The sequence below is a fragment of the Brevundimonas sp. TWP2-3-4b1 genome, assembly GCF_049897665.1.
GTDB classification, from domain to species: Bacteria; Pseudomonadota; Alphaproteobacteria; order Caulobacterales; family Caulobacteraceae; genus Brevundimonas; species Brevundimonas subvibrioides_B.
In genome coordinates this window covers 1-19,182 of the sequence record NZ_JAFCWQ010000024.1, presented here as the reverse complement: position 1 = coordinate 19,182, position 19,182 = coordinate 1, and the positions used below count along the sequence as shown (strand labels likewise).

Annotated in this window: 18 protein-coding genes, 1 tRNA gene and 1 pseudogene; 14 read left to right on the top strand and 6 right to left on the bottom strand. The window is 64.4% G+C overall.

Annotated features, from left to right (window positions below):
• Positions 1-167: 167 nt before the first annotated feature.
• Positions 168-1,547 carry a glutathione-disulfide reductase gene (gene gor / locus ACP7A5_RS15145; protein ID WP_426042713.1) on the bottom strand — a complete coding sequence of 460 codons (1,380 nt, stop codon included), beginning with the start codon at positions 1,545-1,547 and terminating at the stop codon, positions 168-170.
• A 334-nt stretch (positions 1,548-1,881) separates the two neighbouring features.
• Between gor and ACP7A5_RS15140 the strand changes: the two genes are divergently transcribed.
• The gene (locus ACP7A5_RS15140; RefSeq protein ID WP_426042692.1) at positions 1,882-2,838 is read left to right on the top strand and encodes a hypothetical protein; all 957 of its coding nucleotides are present in this window, start codon (positions 1,882-1,884) and stop codon (positions 2,836-2,838) included.
• 20 nt (positions 2,839-2,858) lie between these two features.
• Here the strand turns inward: ACP7A5_RS15140 and rpiA are convergent, their stop codons facing one another.
• Together rpiA and glmU are read right to left on the bottom strand one after the other, a co-directional pair.
• The gene (rpiA, locus tag ACP7A5_RS15135) at positions 2,859-3,542 is read right to left on the bottom strand and encodes a ribose-5-phosphate isomerase RpiA (RefSeq protein WP_426042691.1); all 684 of its coding nucleotides are present in this window, start codon (positions 3,540-3,542) and stop codon (positions 2,859-2,861) included.
• The gene (gene glmU, locus ACP7A5_RS15130; protein ID WP_426042690.1) at positions 3,539-4,888 is read right to left on the bottom strand and encodes a bifunctional UDP-N-acetylglucosamine diphosphorylase/glucosamine-1-phosphate N-acetyltransferase GlmU; all 1,350 of its coding nucleotides are present in this window, start codon (positions 4,886-4,888) and stop codon (positions 3,539-3,541) included. The genes rpiA and glmU overlap by 4 nt, the downstream gene beginning before the upstream one ends.
• 67 nt (positions 4,889-4,955) lie before the next feature.
• Here glmU and ACP7A5_RS15125 point away from each other — a divergent pair, with 67 nt between their 5' ends.
• The 5 genes from ACP7A5_RS15125 (at position 4,956) to ACP7A5_RS15105 (ending at position 9,434) form a co-directional block, all read left to right on the top strand.
• Entirely contained in the window at positions 4,956-5,684 is a 729-nt protein-coding gene (locus tag ACP7A5_RS15125) for an HAD-IA family hydrolase (protein WP_426042689.1), read from the top strand.
• A 349-nt stretch (positions 5,685-6,033) separates the two neighbouring features.
• Positions 6,034-7,323, top strand: coding sequence for a dicarboxylate/amino acid:cation symporter (locus ACP7A5_RS15120; RefSeq protein WP_426042688.1), 1,290 nt, complete (start codon positions 6,034-6,036; stop codon positions 7,321-7,323).
• Positions 7,324-7,397: 74 nt separating this feature from the next.
• Positions 7,398-7,472: transfer RNA gene (locus ACP7A5_RS15115), tRNA-Val, on the top strand.
• Positions 7,473-8,383: 911 nt separating this feature from the next.
• Positions 8,384-8,632, top strand: a complete 249-nt coding sequence (locus ACP7A5_RS15110; protein WP_426042687.1) for a hypothetical protein — start codon at positions 8,384-8,386, stop codon at positions 8,630-8,632.
• A gap of 82 nt (positions 8,633-8,714) precedes the next feature.
• A complete protein-coding gene (locus ACP7A5_RS15105) occupies positions 8,715-9,434 on the top strand; it encodes a hypothetical protein (RefSeq protein WP_426042686.1) in 720 nt (239 codons plus the stop codon).
• A gap of 722 nt (positions 9,435-10,156) precedes the next feature.
• Here ACP7A5_RS15105 and ACP7A5_RS15100 read toward each other — a convergent pair.
• Positions 10,157-10,840 (bottom strand): IS6 family transposase, encoded by a 684-nt coding sequence (locus ACP7A5_RS15100; protein ID WP_426042685.1) that lies wholly within the window; start codon positions 10,838-10,840, stop codon positions 10,157-10,159.
• A 70-nt stretch (positions 10,841-10,910) separates the two neighbouring features.
• Here ACP7A5_RS15100 and ACP7A5_RS15095 point away from each other — a divergent pair.
• Positions 10,911-11,146: pseudogene (locus ACP7A5_RS15095) on the top strand (transposase); the annotation flags it as partial.
• A gap of 320 nt (positions 11,147-11,466) precedes the next feature.
• Complete coding sequence (locus ACP7A5_RS15090) at positions 11,467-12,771, top strand: ShlB/FhaC/HecB family hemolysin secretion/activation protein (protein WP_426042684.1); 1,305 nt, start codon at positions 11,467-11,469, stop codon at positions 12,769-12,771.
• 133 nt (positions 12,772-12,904) lie between these two features.
• Here ACP7A5_RS15090 and ACP7A5_RS15085 read toward each other — a convergent pair whose 3' ends face one another.
• Positions 12,905-13,216: a hypothetical protein gene (locus tag ACP7A5_RS15085; RefSeq protein ID WP_426042683.1), complete on the bottom strand. Its 312-nt coding sequence runs from the start codon at positions 13,214-13,216 to the stop codon at positions 12,905-12,907.
• A 499-nt stretch (positions 13,217-13,715) separates the two neighbouring features.
• On the opposite strand from ACP7A5_RS15085, the gene ACP7A5_RS15080 reads away from it, so the two are divergent.
• The 6 genes from ACP7A5_RS15080 to ACP7A5_RS15055 all read left to right on the top strand — a co-directional run bounded on the left by ACP7A5_RS15080 (position 13,716) and on the right by ACP7A5_RS15055 (position 18,240).
• Positions 13,716-14,324 carry a MarR family winged helix-turn-helix transcriptional regulator gene (locus ACP7A5_RS15080; RefSeq protein ID WP_426042682.1) on the top strand — a complete coding sequence of 203 codons (609 nt, stop codon included), beginning with the start codon at positions 13,716-13,718 and terminating at the stop codon, positions 14,322-14,324.
• Positions 14,321-14,644 (top strand): DUF6522 family protein, encoded by a 324-nt coding sequence (locus ACP7A5_RS15075; protein WP_426042681.1) that lies wholly within the window; start codon positions 14,321-14,323, stop codon positions 14,642-14,644. The genes ACP7A5_RS15080 and ACP7A5_RS15075 overlap by 4 nt, the downstream gene beginning before the upstream one ends.
• Positions 14,641-15,060 (top strand): hypothetical protein, encoded by a 420-nt coding sequence (locus ACP7A5_RS15070; protein WP_426042680.1) that lies wholly within the window; start codon positions 14,641-14,643, stop codon positions 15,058-15,060. Before ACP7A5_RS15075 ends, ACP7A5_RS15070 begins: the two co-directional genes overlap by 4 nt.
• A gap of 10 nt (positions 15,061-15,070) precedes the next feature.
• Positions 15,071-16,465, top strand: a complete 1,395-nt coding sequence (locus tag ACP7A5_RS15065) for an NAD(P)/FAD-dependent oxidoreductase (protein ID WP_426042679.1) — start codon at positions 15,071-15,073, stop codon at positions 16,463-16,465.
• A gap of 188 nt (positions 16,466-16,653) precedes the next feature.
• On the top strand, positions 16,654-17,328 hold the full coding sequence (gene tenA, locus ACP7A5_RS15060; protein WP_426042678.1) for a thiaminase II: 675 nt from the start codon (positions 16,654-16,656) through the stop codon (positions 17,326-17,328).
• A 219-nt stretch (positions 17,329-17,547) separates the two neighbouring features.
• Positions 17,548-18,240 carry an IS6 family transposase gene (locus ACP7A5_RS15055; RefSeq protein WP_426042677.1) on the top strand — a complete coding sequence of 231 codons (693 nt, stop codon included), beginning with the start codon at positions 17,548-17,550 and terminating at the stop codon, positions 18,238-18,240.
• 332 nt (positions 18,241-18,572) lie between these two features.
• Here the strand turns inward: ACP7A5_RS15055 and ACP7A5_RS15050 are convergent.
• Positions 18,573-19,182: DUF3422 family protein (locus ACP7A5_RS15050; RefSeq protein ID WP_426042676.1), on the bottom strand; the 610-nt coding region annotated here is incomplete at its 5' end.

Here is a 19,182-nt window from a genome sequence, read left to right as displayed (position 1 = left end):
GAAACAACAAATCTGGTCTCCTCCCTGTTCGCCGCCTGGCGAATGGGGAGGTGGATCCGTAGCGAAGCGGAGGAGACGGAGGGGTTCTTGCCGCCGTCAGAACCCCTCCGTCAGCTCGCGAAGAGCTCGCCGCCACCTCCCCATCGCTGCGGGACAGGGAGGAGGCATTACCCCGCGCTGACGTCTTGAGACTGTTTGACCTTCAGGGTCACCAGTTCCTCGGCCATCGTCGGGTGGACAGCGCAGGTGGCGTCCCACTGGGCCTTGGTCAGGCCGGCCTTCACGGCGATCGCGGCCAGCTGGATCATCTCCGGCGCCTCGGGGCCGACGATGTGGACGCCGACCACGCGGTCGGTGTCGGCATCGACGACCAGCTTCATCAGCACCCGCTCATCACTGCCGGTAAAGGCGTATTTCATCGGCCGGAAGCGGGTCACATAGACATCGACGCCCTTGGCGCAGATGTGGCGGGCCTCGCTTTCGGCCAGGCCGACGACGCCGACGGGCGGCTGGCTGAAGACCGCCGTGGCGACGGCCTCGTAGTCGAAATGCTGCGGGTTGTCCTTGTAGACCGTCTCGTGGAAGGCCACGGCCTCGCGGATGGCGACGGGGGTCAGGTTCATCCGGTCGGTGACGTCGCCAATGGACCAGATGTTGTCGGCGGTGGTCCGGGACAGGGCGTCGACCTTGATCGCGCCCTTCTCGTTCAGTTCGACCCCGGCGGTTTCCAGCCCTAGATCGACGACATGCGGGAGCCGGCCGGTGGCGAACATGACGACGTCGGTCTCGATCTCCATGCCGTTTTCGAGAACGTTCATCAGACCGGTCGCGGTCTTTGTGATCCCGGTGTGCTGGGAACCCAGGATGACCTTGATGCCGCGCTTCTCGATCTCGCCGGCGAGGTGAGCGCGAACATCGTCGTCGAAACCGCGCAGGATGTTCGGGCCGCGATAGATCAGGGTCGTTTCGACTCCCAGACCCGCAAAAATGCCGGCGAACTCCACCGCGATATAGCCGCCGCCCGCGATCAGGATGCGTTTGGGCAGTTCCGGCAGGTGGAAGGCCCCTTCCGACGTAATGGCGTGTTCGATGCCCGGCAGGTCGTCCGGCATCCAGGGCCGGCCACCCGTGGCGATCAGAATGCGTTCGGCGGTGATCGTCTGGTCCTTGCCGACGATCTCGACGGTGTGGGCATCCTTCAGGACCGCACGGCCGTGGATCAGCTCGACCCCCGCCTTGCCGAGGTTGGCGGCGTAGATGCCGGACAGTCGGGCGATCTCAACGTCCTTGGCCTGGATGAATTTCGGCCAGTCGAAGCTGGCCTCCACCGTCCAGCCATAGCCCTCGGCGGTTTCGAACTGGTGGGCGAAGTCCGAGGCCATGACCATGAATTTCTTGGGCACGCAGCCCCGAACGACGCAGGTGCCGCCGACGCGGAACTCCTCGGCTATGGCGACGCGCTTGCCGCCGAGGCCCGTCAGACGCGCCGCGCGCACCCCGCCGGACCCGGCGCCGATGACGAAGAGGTCGTAGTCGTAGTCGGCCATGGCGATCTCGAAGCGGACGGAAAACACAGTCCGAAGCGTCCGAAGCGTCCGGAGAGGCCGGACGTCGCTGGCGGCGTCGGCGGACGGACTTAGGCGCCGCTGACACTCGGGACAAGCGCCCTGCCCGCTTCAACTCCAGGCCTCGGGGCCCGTTCCCCGTCCAGCCGCGATGGCAGGGCTCGAACGGACCGGCGTCGGGGCCTCCGGAACGCGCTCATCGCGGGGCGCGCCTGTCGCTTTCCGGCCACGTTAGACGCGTTGAATCAGCCGCAGTTGAACAACCACAGATCAGTGTTAGCCTCGTCTCCGGGACCTGTTCAGGAGAGACGCCGTCATGCTTACGCTCGCTGCCCTGGCCGTCATGGCCACCCTGTCGATCGAGGGTGACGCCAATGCGTCGATCCGGCCGGTCCAGGTCGCACCGCAGGTCGCCCAGACGGGCGAGCCGGTCAAGCTGGAGGACATCGAGGTCACGGGCCGTCCGCTGGACTCCATGATCCTGAACTTCGTCGAGGAAGTCGCCGCCCCCGCCCATCGTCGCGGGCTGGCCCGCTGGGATGCGACGGTCTGCGTCGGCGTCGCCAACCTCCGCAACGACGTCGGGCAATACATCGTCGATCGTGTGCAGACGGTGGCCCAGGATCTTGGCCTCGAAACCGGCCGTCCGGGGTGCCAGCCCAACGTCATCGTCGTGGCCGCTGCGGACGCTGACGCTGCGACAGAGGCCCTGACGCAGCGACGCCAGCGCTTCATCATGGGCGGATCGGGAATGGACCGGGGTTATGCGGCACTGAATGAGTTCCAGACCAGCGATCAGCCGGTACGCTGGTGGACGGTCAGCATGCCGGTCGATTCAGAAACAGGCGCCCGGGCGGTTCGGCTGCCTGGCGATTGCAGGAACGAATGCGACAAGCCGGCGGACTACGCCCCGATCGTCCCCATCGCGTTTGCGTCGCGCCTGACCACCCAGATCGTCGACGAGATCGTGCAGACCGTCGTGGTGCTGGACGTCGACCAGGTGGCGAACGTGTCGGGACAGCAGCTCGCCGACTACGTCTCGATGGTGGTCTTCGCCCAGATCGACCCTGAAGCGGACACCAGCGCCTACGCCTCGGTGCTGAACGTGTTCGATGCGCCCGAGACGGCCGAAGGCCTGACGCAGTGGGACCTCGCCTATCTCGAAGGACTGTATGACGCCCGGCGCACCCTGCGCAGCACGCGGGCCGCCAACCGCGAGATCGCCAGTTCGATCCATCGCGCCCACGCCCGGCTGAACAGCGCCGAAGAATAGCGCCGGAGACGGCGTGGGGATCAGGGCAGCCTGATCTCCACGCCCGCGTCCGTGCCGATGATCGCCTCGTCAGCGAGGTCGAGGAACAGGCCGTGTTCGACCACGCCCGTGATCAGCTTCAGGTCGTCGGCGAGACGGACCGGGTCATGGATGGCCTGGCATCTGGCGTCGTAGATGACGTTGCCGCCGTCGGTGCGGACCACGCCGCGATCCGCCTGCCTCAGACGGGCGGGCATCTGGATGTCGTGGTCGATCAGGACGTCGGCGATGCGGTTGCCCGTCGTCTTGTGACCGAAGGCGACCACCTCGATCGGCAGGGGAAAGGCGCCCAGAACCGGCACGACCTTGGCCGCGTCGGCGATGACAATGCAGCGGCTGGACGCCTCCCATACCAGTTTCTCGCGCAGCAGGGCCGCGCCGCCGCCCTTGATCAGGGCCAGACCGGGACCGATCTCGTCGGCGCCGTCGACGGTCAGGTCGATGCGGGAGACATCCTCCAGCGTGACCAGCGGCAGGCCCAGTTCCCGGGCGAGGTCGGCGGTCTTCTCCGAGGTCGGGACGCAGCGCAGGCCGGTCAGGCCACGCGCCGCTAGAGCCTTGACGAACCAGGCGGCGGTGGAGCCGGTGCCCAGGCCGACGACCATGCCGGCCTCGACGCACAGGGCGGCGGCTTCTCCGGCGCGTTGTTTCTGCAGATCGCTCACCTGGACTTCGCCTTCTTCGCTTTCGCCTTGTCGCGGAAGGCCGCGCCGGCGCCGTCCTTGTTGACCTGACGGCCCCGGGCCAGCGCCAGGGCGTCGGCGGGGACGTCCTCGACGATCACCGAGCCCGAGCCGACGATGGCGCCCGCGCCGATGGTCACCGGGGCGACCAGAGACGCGTTCGAGCCGACGAAGGCCCCCTCGCCCACCGTGGTCTTCGCCTTGTTGTACCCGTCGTAATTGCAGAAGATCACGCCCGCGCCGATGTTGGCGCCCGCACCGACCGAGCCGTCGCCGAGATAGGACAGGTGGTTGGCCTTGGCGCCCTTCTCCATGCGGACATTCTTGACCTCGACGAAGTTGCCGACCTTGGCCCCCTCGCCCAGGTCCGCGCCGGGCCGCAGGCGGGCGTAGGGTCCAACCTCGGCGCCGGTCGCCACCGTGGCGCCCTCGATGTGGCTGAAGCTGCGGATGCGGGCGCGCCCGGCGACGCGGGCGCCGGGGCCGAAGACGACGAATGGCTCAATGATTGATCCGGCCCCGATTTCCGTGTCCCAGGCGAAGTGGACGGTGTCCGGCGCCGACATGGTGACGCCGGCGGCGAGGAAGGTCTCGCGCTGGACCTTCTGGAACAGGGCTTCGGCCTGGGCCAGTTCGGACTGTGCGTTAACGCCCATGACGGAGTCCTCCGAGGCCATGGTCACCCGGGTCGGTTCGCCGCGTTTGCGGGCCAGTTCGACCACGTCGGTCAGATAGTATTCGCCCTTGGCATTGTCATTCCTGACCTCGGCCAGCAGGGAGAACAACAGGCCCACAGGGGCAGCCATGACGCCAGAATTACAAGTGGTTATAGCCAGAACCTCAGGCGACGCCTCCTTGGCCTCGGTGATGGCGGCGAGGGTTTCGCCCTCCATGACCAGACGGCCATAGGCGCCCGGGTCGGCGGCCTCGAAGCCGATCACAGTGACGCCGTCGTGCGTCTCGAACACCGCCTCAATGTCGGCTGCGCGCAGCAGGGGTACGTCGCCGTAGGTGACCACGACCTGACCGATGAAGTCGCCCAGCACCGCCTCGGCGGCGCGGACGGCGTGGCCCGTGCCCATGGGCGGATCCTGGACCGCAACCGCGTCCTCGCCCAGACGCGCCACGACATGGGCGCGGACCTCCGGGGAGTGGGCGCCGACCACGACGACGATCCGCTCGCAATGCAGGGCCTCCGCCGCGTCGATGGCGTGGTCCAGCATGGCGCGATGGCCGATGGGATGCAGCACCTTGGGCAGGGGCGACTTCATCCGCGTGCCCTGGCCGGCGGCGAGGATGATGGCGGCTCTGGGATGAGGTGTGGTCATGAATCGGTCCGGGGTCTAGTCACGCGCCGTGGTCTAGCCCATCGGGACGGCCGACGGGAGACGACTGATGATCGAACGTGACCTCGAAGGCTGGACCCTCGCCTTCGACCTGGATGGGACCCTGGTCGAGACGCATAAGGACCTGGTCGGCACGCTGAACCGGATGCTGGACCTGAAAGGCCTGCCGCCCGCGCCGATGGAGAGCGCAAGGGAACTGATCGGCGGCGGGGCGCGCGCCTTGCTGGTCCACGGTTTCGAGCTGGCGGGAGCGCCCGTCGAGGCGGCGAACGACCCCGCCTTGTTCGACGCCTTCATCGCAGACTACATCGACCACATCGCCGACCACTCCAGGCCGTTCGAGGGCGTGGTCGAGACGCTGGAGACCCTGGCCGCGCGCGGCGCCACCCTGATCGTCGTGACCAACAAGCGGTCGGACCTTTCGGAACTGCTTCTGGGCAAGATCGACCTGACCAGGCATTTCGCCGCCATCGTCGGCCCGGACCGGGTCAGCCAACGCAAACCCTCGGGCACCCATGTGATCGAGGCGATCCGGTCCGTCGGCGGCGACCCGGCCCGCGCCGTCATGGTCGGCGACGCAGCGCCCGACATCGACTGTGCGCGCGACGCCCGCATCCCGTCGATCGGCGTGAGCTTCGGCTACACCCCCGTGCCCATTGAGGATCTGGAGCCCGATGTCATCGTCGACGCCTTCGAGGATATCGAGGAAGCCGTCGATATGATCGTGGTGGAGCATTATGTAACGCGGGCCCTGGCGGGCGCCCAACCCGATCTTTAGACCTCATTGTCAAGCTGCTCCTCCCGAAAAGGAGAAGCCTGTGTTCGGAGAAGTTCTCGCCTACCTGCATCGTCACAATCGCGTGGCGCTGACCGGCACGTTCATGGTCGTGTTCGTAGCCCTGGTCCAGCGGATCAGCTAGCCGGCCGCCTTCGCCGCGTCGATGCTCGGGCGAGGCGGAGCGCCGCGGGGACCATGCGACGGTGCATGCGGCGCTGAACGGGCATTGGTCCCCCTCCCACCGGTAGAGACAATCTATAGCGAACCTTAGAATTCCTGCGTCGCCATCGCGTTGCGGCGCAGGGCTGCGGCCAGCATCTTCAGAGGCTCCTCCCCGAAAGCCGCCTGTATGTTCGCCAGATTCGTCGCCATCCCGCTGTGGCAACGCACGGCCGCGGGGTTCGCCCTGGGCATCGTCGCCGGGCTGATCCTGAGGGAACAGGCGACCATCTGGCTCCAGCCGATCGGCGACATCTATCTGAACCTGATCCGGATGTTGGTGGCGCCCCTGGTGCTGTTCACCATCGCCTCGTCGATCGCCAGGCTCGGCGAAGGCGCGGGCGCGATCCGGCTGGGGGCGCGGACCATAATGTGGTTTGCGATCACCTCCTTGCTGGCCGTGCTGGTCGGGTTCGCCTTCGGACATCTGATCAATCCGGGCGTGGGGCTGGCCAACCTGCCGCTGGGCGAGGTGCGCGAGCGCGAGATTCCGACGCCGCTTGACGTGCTGATCGGCATCGTCCCGACCAACCCCTTCGCGGCTCTGGCCGAAGGCAGGGTGCTACAGATCATCTTCTTCTCGGCCCTGGTGGGCGCGGCTCTGGTGGCGCTGGGCGACCGGGCCCAGACGGCGCGACGGTTCGTCGACGAGGGCGCCGCCATCATCTTCCGCATCACCCGCTGGGTCATCCAGCTAACCCCGTTCGGAGTGTTCGGCCTGATCGGCTCGGTCGTCGGCGGCTATGGCTGGGAGGCGCTGCTGCCGCTCGGCAAGTTCATCATCGCCATCTATGCGGCCTGTCTGTTCCACATCCTGATCGTCTATTCGGGCCTGCTGAAGCTGCACGGGCTGAAGGCGACCAGCTTCTTCCGCGGCGCCTTCGCGGCCCAGCAGACGGCCTTCGCGACCTCGTCGTCGCTCGGGACCCTGCCCATCACCCTGCGTCAGACGGTCGAGCGGCTCGGCGTGCCCCAGGCCTACGCGGCCTTCGCCGTGCCCCTGGGCGCCAACGTCAAGATGGACGGCTGCGGCGCCATCTATCCGGCCATCGCGGCCATCTTCATCGCCCAGTATTTCCAGATCGAGCTATCGCTGACACAGTACGTCCTCATCGGGCTGACGGCGATCCTCGGGTCGCTGGGCACGGCGGGCGTGCCCGGAACCAGCATCGTCATGCTGACCCTGACCCTGTCGACGGCCGGCCTGCCGCTGGAGGGGATCGGCTATATCGTCGCCATCGACCGGATCATCGACATGATGCGCACCGCGACCAACGTCACGGGCCAGATGCTGGTCCCCGTGCTGGTGGCCAGGGAGGAAGGCATCCTCAACGAGGGCATCTATGACGGCCACGTCGCCTGGCTGCCGGGCGACCCGGACGCGGAGACGCCGGAGGGGGTGCGGGCGGCCGGCATCTGAGGCTTGCCTCTGATCGGGGAGCGGGCTATGTCCGCGCCTCCCCGCTTTGGCGCCTTGCCTGCGGGGCCCGAGATGGATGCTTAGCTCAGCGGGAGAGCACCTCGTTCACACCGAGGGGGTCGCAGGTTCAATCCCTGCAGCATCCACCAATTTTCCTATTAAATACTGAGAGTTACGGCTTGGCCGGCTCGATGGCTGACAAAGCCCCTAACCTTCCGACACCAAATAGATACCAGCCTGTCGGAACCGCGGTATCGGTAGAGCTACCTCGGGCTCTCACAGGTCTCACTCTCGTCGCTCGCTCGGTCCGCCAAGTTCCTGTCGATAAATGGAACATTTAGAGAACATTTTCTTGCCCTCTCCCCGCTCAATGGGCCAAATCGCCCGCGAGAGGCCGGAGCTGGAGCGAGACGATGAACGAACGGTCCCTTGCCGATTTGCTCGACCAGATCGACGCAGCGCTTGCGAGAAAGAACGATGCCCAAGGGCCGGCCAGCGAGATCCTGGCTTAGGCTCAGGACCCATTGATGTGATGCGCTCGATCTGATTCAGGCTCTGCGAGGAGTCTGGATATGAGCGACCTTTATTGGCTGACGGACGAGCAGATTGTGGATCGGCGTCGAAATCGGACCCCATCGAGAGGCAGCCTAGGTAGTTGAATTCGCTATGTAATAACACGTTGGCGCGCGTGCTGACAGGCGTCTGTAGGGACCCCGTCTCGCCCCGAGATATTGAGCTCATTCAATGTGTTACCTCATATCGGGTGGGGTCCCGCCTTCAACGCCGATCAACAGGCTTGGCCTGTGGTAGGCGCCGAACCGTTCCGTCGCCGGAACCGCTCACACGCTTCACCGTTCGCTTCCCGGAAGGAGAACGAAATGACCGACGAAAATCCAAACCCGGGGACCTCCAATGGCGGCCAGCAGGACGGCAGCAGTCACGGGACGACACGGCCCGATCAGAGCGGCACGAGCCAGCAGGCGCAAAAGCGAGAAGGCTCAGCTAGCGGGGGGGAGGGTGCATTCGAGGCGGGTGGTCCCAAGGGCTTTGGGGCCGGCGAATGACGATGCGGTTCTACACGGTCACGCTCGAACGGAACGGCGAGCACCGCGATGTTCGGGTTCCTTCCCCGACGGATGTGCAGGCCGCTGATGCTGCCGCGCCGCTGATGAAGGCCGGCGAGTCCATTATATCTATCACGGAGGTAGAGGACGACGGTTTGCAACAGGCCGACGCACTGCCGCCCAAGTCACAAGCCGCTGAGTTCGCTCCGGTCACGCCCGGCGCGGCCGCCGCCCCAGATCGGTGAGCAGAACCCCAGTGGCCAGTGCCGGAACTCTTCGACCCGAGAAAAGCTTGGACAGGCCCCGCAGTCTTTGGAAGGGCAAAACATGACCGACTACCTCGAGCGATCCTCTCACACTCACCCTCTTCACGTATTGGTCTCGTGGCCAGCCGTCATCGCGGGGGCGGTCGTCGCCGTAGCTGTCGGAGCTATGCTGAACCTACTGGGCGTCGCTCTCGGAGCGGGGGCCTTCAATCCGTACGATCTCGACGGCGGCGACGCCGAAAGCTTCGCGGCGGCAGCCGGGATGTGGGCCGTGGTCGCAAACTGCATGGCGCTGTTTGTGGGTGGAGCTGTGGCGAGCCGCGCAGCCAAGTACGCGGATCATCATAAGGGCGCGCTCCACGGCCTCAGCGTCTGGGCCGTCGCTTTCCTGCTTGCGATCCTGATTGCGTCGGGTTCTGCCGCCGTAAACACCGCCGGCATCGCAGGCGGTGAGGCGACCAGGACGACTGCGGGTGAGACGGTGATCGGCGACGCCTTGGCGCCTGACTCGCGAGTAGTTGAGGGAACTTTGATCGTTTCTCTCTCACAGCGCGTCGAAGCGGAAAGCACGGCTGACAGCACCGCGACGCTCGCTCTTTGGGGCTTCCTGACGATGCTTCTCAGCGGCATCGCCGCAGTGTTCGGCGGCCTGTACGGCTCGCGCAATCATCGCTGGATGGCGAAGGCGGGACTGGAGGGTCGCCCGGCTCCCGAGGTATCACGCGATGCTGCTCGAGAAGTGAGCGAACCACACAAAGTCTATCCGACGCCGAGGAGCTGAAAGCGTAGGGAACGAAGCAAACGAACGCCAGTTTCTGACGGGGCTGGTGTCCTGCTATCCGCAGGCTGGGCCGCTTTATGGGCGCGTCGTCGCGTGATCCTGACTACGGATTGTGGGCGACCTTGGCTCAGATCACCAAGCCGGGCCCGGACGCGGAATGTGATCATCGTTGACAGGTCCGGTATCGCCCCGATGAACGTCCCTTATTTGCATGGCTCGTTCGCGAAGTGCCTGATCCCGAAGGGAGTCAGCCGCCTTACGTTCAGCCGCCTTTCGAGCTTCGACCTTCCTGTGGGCTTGCAGGATAGGGTTCGTCATATCGCGTCCCTCTCGTTGGTCTGGACGGGGAACGCACGATCCGACGAAGTGTTGCCGAGTTCGCTAGGAGTGCGGCCTGGACAAAGATGTCATGAGGTCTAGCGCGAGCTTTTGCTGTGGATCGGCGTAGAAAAGGGACCCCGTTAGGGGGGTGATCGGCGTCGCAAAAGGACCCCTCACCCCTGAGATCTAATGGTGCTACTTGACGAACGTACAACAAACACTTCTCAGAACGGCGTGCGTTGTTATGGTCAGGCGATGCGCCTCGCACCGCTTGCCGCCATCGCCTTAGCCTCATGCACCGCCGCCCCCGCTGCTGTGCCTGTCGCCGCTAACACGCCTTCCACTCGTGGGCGCTGTCGGGATAACGAAGCCGGGTTGAGAAGCGCCCTACCCTGCCGAAATCAGGCGACCGCAGCCGCCCAGGCGGTCGCCGCTTCGGCGCGGATGCGGCGAAGAGTGGCTCTGCTGATCAGATGGCGTTGGATGTTGAATGTGTTGTAGGTCGCCGCGTGGGTGGTAAGGAATCTCTGAGCTGAGGCTTGGGATTTGAACCGCTGCTGCCGCTCCTGTCGTCGGATCGGAAGGTGGGAATTCTCCGCCCTATTGTTTTCCCGAAGCCGACCCGGTCGATGCCTCAGATCCAGCGGATCCAGAGCCGCGCCGTATGAGGCCAGGCCGTCGGTCGTGATCGTCTGGGGCTCGACCGGCTGATTGTGAAGGAGACGCCTGAGCAGTCTCAACGCGGCCTCCGTGTCCCGCCGGCGCTGGACAACGAGGTCGAGGACTTCGCCTTCGTCATCGACAGCCGGCCACAGATAGATCCGCTTTCCGCCGATCAAACAGATCATCTCGTCCTGATGCCAGCGAGGCGAAGGCACAGGCCGGCGGCGCTTCAGTCGCCTCGCGATCAGCGGTCCGAACTTGATCGTCCAGCAGCGGATTGTCTGGTAGCTGACGTCGATCCCGCGCTGCGCCAAGAGCTCCTCGACGTCACGAAAACTGAGGCTGAAACGGAAGTACAGCCGCACGGCATGGCGGATGACGTCCGCCGTAAACCGGTGGCGCTTGAACGAAATCGGTTTCACGAATTATCATCCTCGCCAGCGGCTTACGCCGCCTGCAGTGAAGACAAATTTGCATTAAAGTGACGACACCGACGGCGGCTATGCCGGCGACAAGCTGCGCGGCGCCATGGCTGAACTGGGCCGCTGGAAGATCGAGATCATCAAACGCTCGGACCGGGCCAAGGGCTTCGAGGTGCTTCCCCGCCGATGGGTCGCGGAACGGACCTTCGCCTGGCCAAGGACTTCGAGGCCACCATCGCCTCCGCCACCGCCTGGGTCTTCGTCGCCCATATCCGACTGCTCACCCGCAGACTGGCAAGGCCTTGAAAACCATGAGACCATTCTGAGTCAGACCTTGAGACTGACAGCACCCTATCGCTGTATAATTGTTAGACTTCCCGGAACAAAAACAGGCCAGAATGGTTCGGCGATGGGGGCTTATAACAAACCCTTAATTTTACTGTCTTGTTAACATTTGAGATCACGGGGTCCTTATTTTCGGTAGCTCGAGGTTAGTCCGCTAATGTGGACGAAATCCCCGAGAATTGTGCCGACCAGATCGATCATTCGAGCCTTTTCTACGTGCGTGGCCTCCGCTGCGTGAGAGCCGCTACGCTCTGATACCGCGGCGGCACTTCGAGGTAGCTATGTTGAGATCGAGCCTGATAGCGGCTGCTCTGCTGGCCGTCAGCCAGAACGCTGCTGCCCAGGAGCCGCCCGGCGCGGGTACCCAGCTGCAGCAGATTCCGCCCGTAGCACTCCCCGGCCGAATGGCTCCGGATATTCGCATCGAGCGTCCGGAAGTCGCGTCGGATGCGGCGGCCGATGGGGTTCAAATCCGGGTCAATGCGCTGCGGATCACGGGTGCGACCCTGTTCTCCGAATCGGAGCTTGTCGCGGCCACCGGCTTCGTGCCGGAAAGTGAATTGACCCTGCCCGAGCTGCGCAACGCCGCGGCGGCGATCACACGCTTCTACAACAGCCGTGGCTACCTTCTGGCCCAGGCCTATCTGCCGGCGCAGGACGTCCTTGAGGGGACCGTGACCATCGCCGTGATCGAAGGCCGTTATGGCGCGATCGAATTGCGTAACCAGACCCGACTGTCTGACGGCGTGGCCCGCCGCATCCTCGACGGTCTCGACCCGGCCGATCCGGTCGCCATCGCTCCGCTCGAGCGGAGGCTGCTGCTGCTTTCCGATATCCCGGGCGTCATCGTCCGTTCGACGCTGTCTCCGGGCGCCCAGGTCGGCGCCTCGGACCTGACGGTCGATCTTGCCCCCGGCCCGCTCATCTCGGGCAGCCTTGAGGCCGACAACGCCGGCAATTACTACACCGGCGCTTACCGGTTCGGCGGCTCCATCAACCTGAACAATCCGACCGGCCTGGGCGATCTGCTCAGCCTGCGTCTGCTCGTCTCCACCGAAGGGCTTGCGTACGGCCGGGTCGCCTACCAGGCGCCGATCGGCGCCGCCACTGTCGGGGTCGCCTATACGCACATGCGCTATGATCTCGGGCGTGAGTTCTCGGCCCTCGACGCCGGCGGCACGGCCGACATCGTCAGCGTCTTCGCCAGCTATCCGCTGATCCGCTCGCGCAACGCCAACCTCCAGGTCTTCGCCAGCGCGGACGCCAAATTCCTCACCGATGAAATCGGCCTCGTCTCGCAGGTCTCCGACAAGACCATCCGGTCGCTGACCGCAGGCCTGCGGTGTGGATCGGCGTCGAAATCGGACCCCATCGAGAGGCAGCCTAGGTGGTTGAATTCGCTATATAATAACACGTTGGCGCGCGTGCTGACAGGCGTCTGTAGGGACTCCGTCTCGCCCCGAGATATTGAGCTCATTCAATGTGTTACCTCATATCGGGTGGGGTCCCGCCTTCAACGCCGATCAACATCCTTGGCCTGGCTTGTGCCCTGGCCGGTGCCGCGCCACCTTGAGCTGATGAAATAACTTCTGATCAGCGCCTCGGCCGCTACCGCCCGCAGCACCTCGCACGCGACAACACAGCCACCGCCCGCAGCTCTGGCGTCACGTCCGCGCCGGGATACGGGACGGGCGTATCGAACCCTACCCAAGGCCGGCCTTACGGGTTCGAACGCGGCTGGCGTGAGCCCCACCGAGGCGGCAGCACGCCCGACGCCGCCCTGGCCTGCCCGTCTACGTCCAGCAGAAGACGGGCTGCGTCGGTGCCGTCGGCGCGAACGCGGTCAAGTTCGGCGCGCGACACGCCGCCAATCGCAAGCCAGCGTTCCAGCACAGCCTGTTGACTTGCCCGAAGATCTGCGAAGTCCTGAAAGGCGGCGACACGCCGCTCCGCGATCAGCCGCCCGGCGATCGCCCGCCTTATGCCCATACGCGCCCGCCAAAGGGCGTCAGCATAGTCATAGCACGCCACGGTGAACCGCCAGGTCCGCGTTAGTCAGTCTCGCACGGCGAAGCACGCCCCGGTCGATCGGAATATCGTGTGCCGCGCCGAACAGCCCTGGCGACGTTTCCGTGGCGCCGACGCGTATTCCGACGTCAACGTCAGGGTTGCTGCAGGCCCGACGCGCACCGCGCGCCCTGCCGCGACGGTTGTCTCAACAGCGGATTTCGCAGCAGCCACATCTCCGTTTAACCGTCGCGCTGCCGCGAATAGCGCCAGCCGATCCCATGTACTGCGCGCCGGGCGCAATCTCAGCGAGGCTGGAGCGGACGTCGTTAGGCTAAAGGGTCTCAAGCGAGCGGGCTCCAACGGGGTCGGCGCAATCCACCGGCTGCACAGCTGGTGCATCACGCAGGAGAGAGCGCCAGGTCAGTCGAGAACAGCGTCAGCCATATTAGTTTCGTATCGCTACTAGTTTGCGCAAGTGGTTCGTCCACGCTACGGTCGCCTCCGAGCTGTGGAGCCGAGGATGGATAGTCGCGTCATCGCGGAGATGATCTTGCACTTGGGGCACATCACGTCCCGTGAGGCTCCGGTGCTTGGACTGACTCCTGCCCAGTGGGCAGCGCTTAGATACTTCGCGCGGGCCAATCGCTTCTCGCGAACCCCGTCTGCCTTCGCCGCGTTCCAAGGCACGACCCGGGGCACAGCCTCTCAGACGATTAAAAGCCTCGAAGCCCAAACCTATCTTACGCGCATGCGATCAGAGGCGGACGGCCGAAGCGCCCGGCTCGATTTGACCGAAAAGGCCAAGGCCATTCTTGCGCACGACCCCCTCGAAGCTCTGGTTCGCGCAGCTGACGGGCTCTCCCGGAGTGGCCGCGGTCATTTCGCCAGTGGCCTGCAGCTTATGCTTGGCGAAGTCGCGAGGGAGAGAGGAAAGCCTACCTTTGGCAACTGCGCGTCGTGTGAGCGTCTGGAAGGCGACGGCTGCCGCCGGGTCGGCCAAGCCCATTACGCGTGCGGGTTCATGAGCGAACCGCTGGTTCTAAAAGAACTCGACGGTCTCTGCATCAACTTCGTTCAGGGCGCGCCCTTGAGAAGGACGGGCTCTTTCGCCGGGGCCACACCGCGATGAACTCTGTTCCAAGATCAGCGATTTCCATCGAAGACGGCGAGATCACCATCGATGCCGAGCTGGTCGCGTACAAGCTCGGTGTCTCCACCGCGTTACTTCAGGCCGGAATGCCCAAGGGCGTCGTGTCCAGCGTCGCCGAGACCGGCATTGATGAGGACGTCGGACGTACACGTCTTACTTTCAGGTACCGCTCGCGAACCTGGAGGGTGGTGGTCGAGTCTGACGGCAGCTTGGTCGAAAGCATGGAGCCGGCCCCCAAGGCTTTGCCGGCGAGCACCGGTCGCTTGGGTCCGAGCGATTTGGCCAGGCGCGGCCCATGACTGCATTAGATTGGGATTCTGCCGCGACGACGACGGTTGAGGACAACACGGGTGAAACGCTCGCCCGCCGGCTTCGAGCGCATCTTCAAGCGCTTGCCCCACTGCGTCTACCGATCACCTATCGGGAAGCGGCCAAAGGGCTGCTGCTCTCACCTCCGAACACCATTCATCAAGTCACGCAGGCGTTGGAGCAGATCATGACCGAGGACGCAGCGGCGGACCGCCCCTTCATCGCGGCCATGGTCATCAGCAAGATGCGCGGCGGCTTGCCGGCACCGGGGTTCTTCGACTGCGCGGCAAGGCTGGGACGGTTTGCCGAAGATGCAACGTGTCTGGACGCTTGGGCCTTTCACTCGGTCGAGATCGAAACGGCGTTCGCCTTCTGGGGGCCGCCGAGTGGACCCGCGCGAGAGTAAACGAAAACTGATGGCTCCTTATTCGGCGCAGTCCCTTAAGGAACGTCGACTTGATCTGGTGCCAGGCACCGGCGTGGGTGTCCAGCGCTCACGCGTGGTCATTGTCGGCGCCGGATTCGCCGGCCTTACCGTGGCAAAGCGGCTTGCCGAGGTGCCGGTGGACGTCATCCTGATCGACCGGGAGAACCATCACCTCTTTCAGCCGCTGCTTTACCAGGTAGCGACGGCCGGACTGTCGCCAGCCGACATCGCCTGGCCCATTCGAAGTCTGGTCCGGGACCAGCGCAACACAAGCGTGTTGTTGGGCGAGGTCACCGGCGTCGATCATGCGCTTAAACGTGTGAACATGGGCGACCGCAACATTGCCTACGACCTTCTGGTGCTCGCGACCGGGGCGACCCATGGCTATTTTGGCAATGACAGTTGGGCGGCCCATGCGCCCGGCCTGAAAACAATCGACGACGCCACGGAAATCCGCCGTCGTTTGCTGCTCGCGTTCGAGCGCGCGGAGATGGAATCCGATGCGCGCGAGCACGAACGTCTCCTCACCATCGTCATCGTTGGCGGCGGGCCGACCGGGGTCGAGATGGCCGGCGCCGTCGTCGAACTTGCGCGCCAGGCGCTCGCGACCGACTTTCGCGCCATTGATCCGCGGCAGACGCGGGTTCTGCTGCTCGAAGCCGGACCCAGGTTGCTGCCAAGCTTTCCGGAAGCGTTATCGCGCTATGCCGAGAAGACGCTTCGGCGCCTCGGCGTAGATGTCCGCCTCGAACACGCTGTCACACGCTGTGAGGCGACCGGGGTCACGGTGGGCGACGAGGACGTGGCCGCAGGCACGGTCATCTGGGCGGCCGGGGTCGCCGCCTCGCCGGCCGCCGACTGGCTCTCTGTAGCGAGCGATCGCGCCGGCCGTGTGTTGGTAGGACCTGATTTGCGGCCACCTGGATTGGGCGACGTTTTCATCATCGGCGACACCGCGCTTGCCCGTGACGTTGCCGGCGCGCCACTTCCCGGCATCGCCCCGGTCGCCAAACAGCAGGGTGTCTATGTGGCCGACGTGATCAAAGCGCACCTTGACGGCAAGCCCGAGCCGCCACCCTTTCGCTATCGTGACCGGGGGCAACTCGCCACGGTAGGCCGCAAGACCGCCGTCATCGCGTTTGGGCACCTGCGGATCAACGGATGGCTTGCGTGGTGGGTGTGGGGAATCGCTCACATCTACTTCCTGATCAGCCTGCGCAACCGGCTGGTCGTCATGACGCAATGGCTCTGGTCCTACGTCACGTTCGAGCGCGGCGCGCGGCTCATCACCGGCAGGCTGACCGACCTCAAGCCTGAATGGCTGGGAAGTCGAGGCGAAGATGGTGCCGCGGCAAGCCCAAGGGACGAAGAGCGGCTTGAATAATCGACGGCGTCACGGGAGGGCGTGTCCAAAATCATCCGAAGACGAGATCCGAAACATATTAATTCAAACGGTAACGACTGATGGCCGCCCCCGGAACTGGTCATGGTCGCCGTCCGCCGGTCAACGCGTCTCACTTCGGGATGAACCGTGTTTCGTAAAAAACGCAGAGGCTGTTGAGAGAAAATATGATGACTGAATCTTTCGCCGAGACAATGCGGCTGGAGTGCTCCGCGATCTGGGACGCGCAACTGACGCACCCTTTCGTGGTCGCGCTTTCCGACGGAACACTGCCGCAGGCGACGTTCCAGTTCTATATCTTGCAGGACGCCCGCTTCCTGACCGACCTTGCGAAGACGTTTGCCTTCGCCGCGACGAAAACAGACGACCGCGACCGTATCCTGAGGTTCGGCGAATTCCTCATCGACACGGTGCGGGTGGAGCGCGCCCTCCACGAGATGTACGCTGAACGTTTCGGTTTGACGATGGCCCAGATGGCTGCCACGCCCATGGCACCGACGAACTATGCCTATACCCGCCACATGCTCCAGGTCGCCGCGACGGGGTCACTCGCGGAGGTCGTTACCGTGATGCTCCCCTGCGCGTGGATCTACGCGGTCATCGGGGAGCATTTTACCGCATTGGGGGAGCCGCCTACCGACCACCCGTATTGCGACTGGCTGTTGATGTACGCGAATCCGGAATTCGCGGCAGTGGGCGCGTGGTTGCTCGCAGTTGTTGATGACGAGGCCGAGCGAATGGACGATCGCGGCCGCCAGCGGCTTCGCGACATCTTCCGCACCAGCAGCGAGTACGAGTGGCTCTTCTGGCAGATGGCGTGGACACACGAAGCGCGGCTTTTCTGAACCAAGCGCCGGAGGAAACGGTACTGACGGGTTAAAACCGGAATTCGCCTTAGAGACGAAATCCTACTTGTTTTTGCCCTTTTTCAAGATCGAAGTCAGGCCGACTCGCCTCATCTGTCCCGCGTGTGAATCGGCGTCCAAAGCGTGACGGTGCCGTCAGGTGAACGATAAAAGATCTCCGGTATTTGTGACGTAAGCCACTGACGGGGATCATATTTCGTGAAGCCGATTTCGTTTAAGCGCCACCGGTTTCCGGCGGAGGTAATCCGCCACGCCGTTTGGCTGTATTTCCGGTTTAGCCTGAGTTTTCGGGACGTCGAGGAGCTTCTCGCGCAGCGGGGGATCGACGTCAGTTACGAGACGATCCGGTGCTGGACCATCAAGTTTGGCCCTCTGATCGCCAGGCGTCTGAAACATCGGCGGCCTGTGCCTTCGCCCCGCTGGCATCTCGACGAGATGGTCTGCTGGATCGGCGGCAAGCGGATGTACCTGTGGCGCGCCGTCGACGACGAAGGCGAGGTTCTTGACCTCGTGGTCCAGCGCCGGCGGGACACAGAGGCTGCGATGAAGCTGCTGAAACGCCTGCTACACAACCAGCCGGTGGAGCCGACATCGATCACCACCGACGGCTTTGCGTCTTACGGAGCCGCTCTGGATCAGCTGGATCTGAGGCATTTGCACCGGCCGGGCCGGCTGCGGGAAAACAACCGCGTCGAGAACTCCCACCTACCGATCCGGCGACGAGAACGGCAGCAGCAGCGGTTCAAATCCCAAGGTTCTGCTCAGCGATTCCTCACCACCCACGGAGCGATTTACAACACCTTCAACATCCAGCGTCATCTGATCAGCAGACCAACCCTTCGGCTCTTCCGAGCCGAAGCGGCGACCGCTTGGGCGGCTGCGGTTGCCTGAATCGAAACAGGGAGGGCGCTTTTCGACTTCGGCCGATTAACTTGTCAGCACCCGTCTAACCACCCTCAACAGCCCCTCGGGGCGTCCGGTTTGCGACGGTAACACCAATGTCTGGTTTGGCGCAGATCGCCAACCGCCGAGTCCGACCCCTTGCGGCTGTTAACGACGTCAGCTTTGCGGAATGTGTCGGGTCAAAAGCCCGGTAGTTCCTTTCCTGCCACGGCCCGATGTACAACACCTTCAAGCTGCAGCCCCTTCTGATTTCCTGCCCTGGACTCCGCACCTTGCGGGCGAAGATAACCGGCGCATTTGGCCTTGGCGGACCTGGCTTGTCAGCCCTCATCGACGAACTGCTCGCGCCATGCCCGTAGTCCAAGCCAGACCCCCGCCAACACAAACGGGGTGAGCAAGCCCGCGCCGAGCGTGGCGTCGAATTGGGTCCATATGCGCTCCAGCCCCTTCAAAGGTAACTCCATCAGGCCAACGGTATAATAGGCGATGGCCACCGTCGACAGACCCTCGACTGCCTGTTGCAGCCTTAGCTGAGCACCGGCGCGGCGGTCCATCGACGCCAGCAGGGCGGCGCTCGTAGCTTCGGCGGCGACTTCGACCCGGGTGTTGAGCATCTGTGTCATCCGGGCGATCCGGGCGATGGCTGCGCGCTGCCGTTCCGCCACCGCGTCGCAGGTCCGCATCGCCGGGTCTAAACGACGCTGCATGAACTCGCCCAGCGTCAGAAGACCCTCGATGTGCTGTTCGCGCAGCTGCTCGATCCGCTCGCGAACGAGGCGGTGATAGGCCGCGGCTGCGTCAAAGCGGAAATTCGTACGACTGATCAGCGCCTCGGTTTCGCCGGCAACAGCCGCCAGTCGATCCAGTAACAGCCGGTCGGCATCTGGATCGGCATCCTCGGCGAGTTGGTGAGCGAGGTCCGCCGCCGTG

Coding starts and splice junctions, on each gene's coding strand:
- gor (WP_426042713.1), bottom strand. CDS start 1,547: ATGGCCGACTACGACTACGACCTCTTCGTCATCGGCGCCGGGTCCGGC.
- ACP7A5_RS15140 (WP_426042692.1), top strand. CDS start 1,882: ATGCTTACGCTCGCTGCCCTGGCCGTCATGGCCACCCTGTCGATCGAG.
- glmU (WP_426042690.1), bottom strand. CDS start 4,888: ATGACCACACCTCATCCCAGAGCCGCCATCATCCTCGCCGCCGGCCAG.
- ACP7A5_RS15125 (WP_426042689.1), top strand. CDS start 4,956: ATGATCGAACGTGACCTCGAAGGCTGGACCCTCGCCTTCGACCTGGAT.
- ACP7A5_RS15120 (WP_426042688.1), top strand. CDS start 6,034: ATGTTCGCCAGATTCGTCGCCATCCCGCTGTGGCAACGCACGGCCGCG.
- ACP7A5_RS15110 (WP_426042687.1), top strand. CDS start 8,384: ATGACGATGCGGTTCTACACGGTCACGCTCGAACGGAACGGCGAGCAC.
- ACP7A5_RS15105 (WP_426042686.1), top strand. CDS start 8,715: ATGACCGACTACCTCGAGCGATCCTCTCACACTCACCCTCTTCACGTA.
- ACP7A5_RS15090 (WP_426042684.1), top strand. CDS start 11,467: ATGTTGAGATCGAGCCTGATAGCGGCTGCTCTGCTGGCCGTCAGCCAG.
- ACP7A5_RS15080 (WP_426042682.1), top strand. CDS start 13,716: ATGGATAGTCGCGTCATCGCGGAGATGATCTTGCACTTGGGGCACATC.
- ACP7A5_RS15075 (WP_426042681.1), top strand. CDS start 14,321: ATGAACTCTGTTCCAAGATCAGCGATTTCCATCGAAGACGGCGAGATC.
- ACP7A5_RS15070 (WP_426042680.1), top strand. CDS start 14,641: ATGACTGCATTAGATTGGGATTCTGCCGCGACGACGACGGTTGAGGAC.
- ACP7A5_RS15065 (WP_426042679.1), top strand. CDS start 15,071: ATGGCTCCTTATTCGGCGCAGTCCCTTAAGGAACGTCGACTTGATCTG.
- tenA (WP_426042678.1), top strand. CDS start 16,654: ATGACTGAATCTTTCGCCGAGACAATGCGGCTGGAGTGCTCCGCGATC.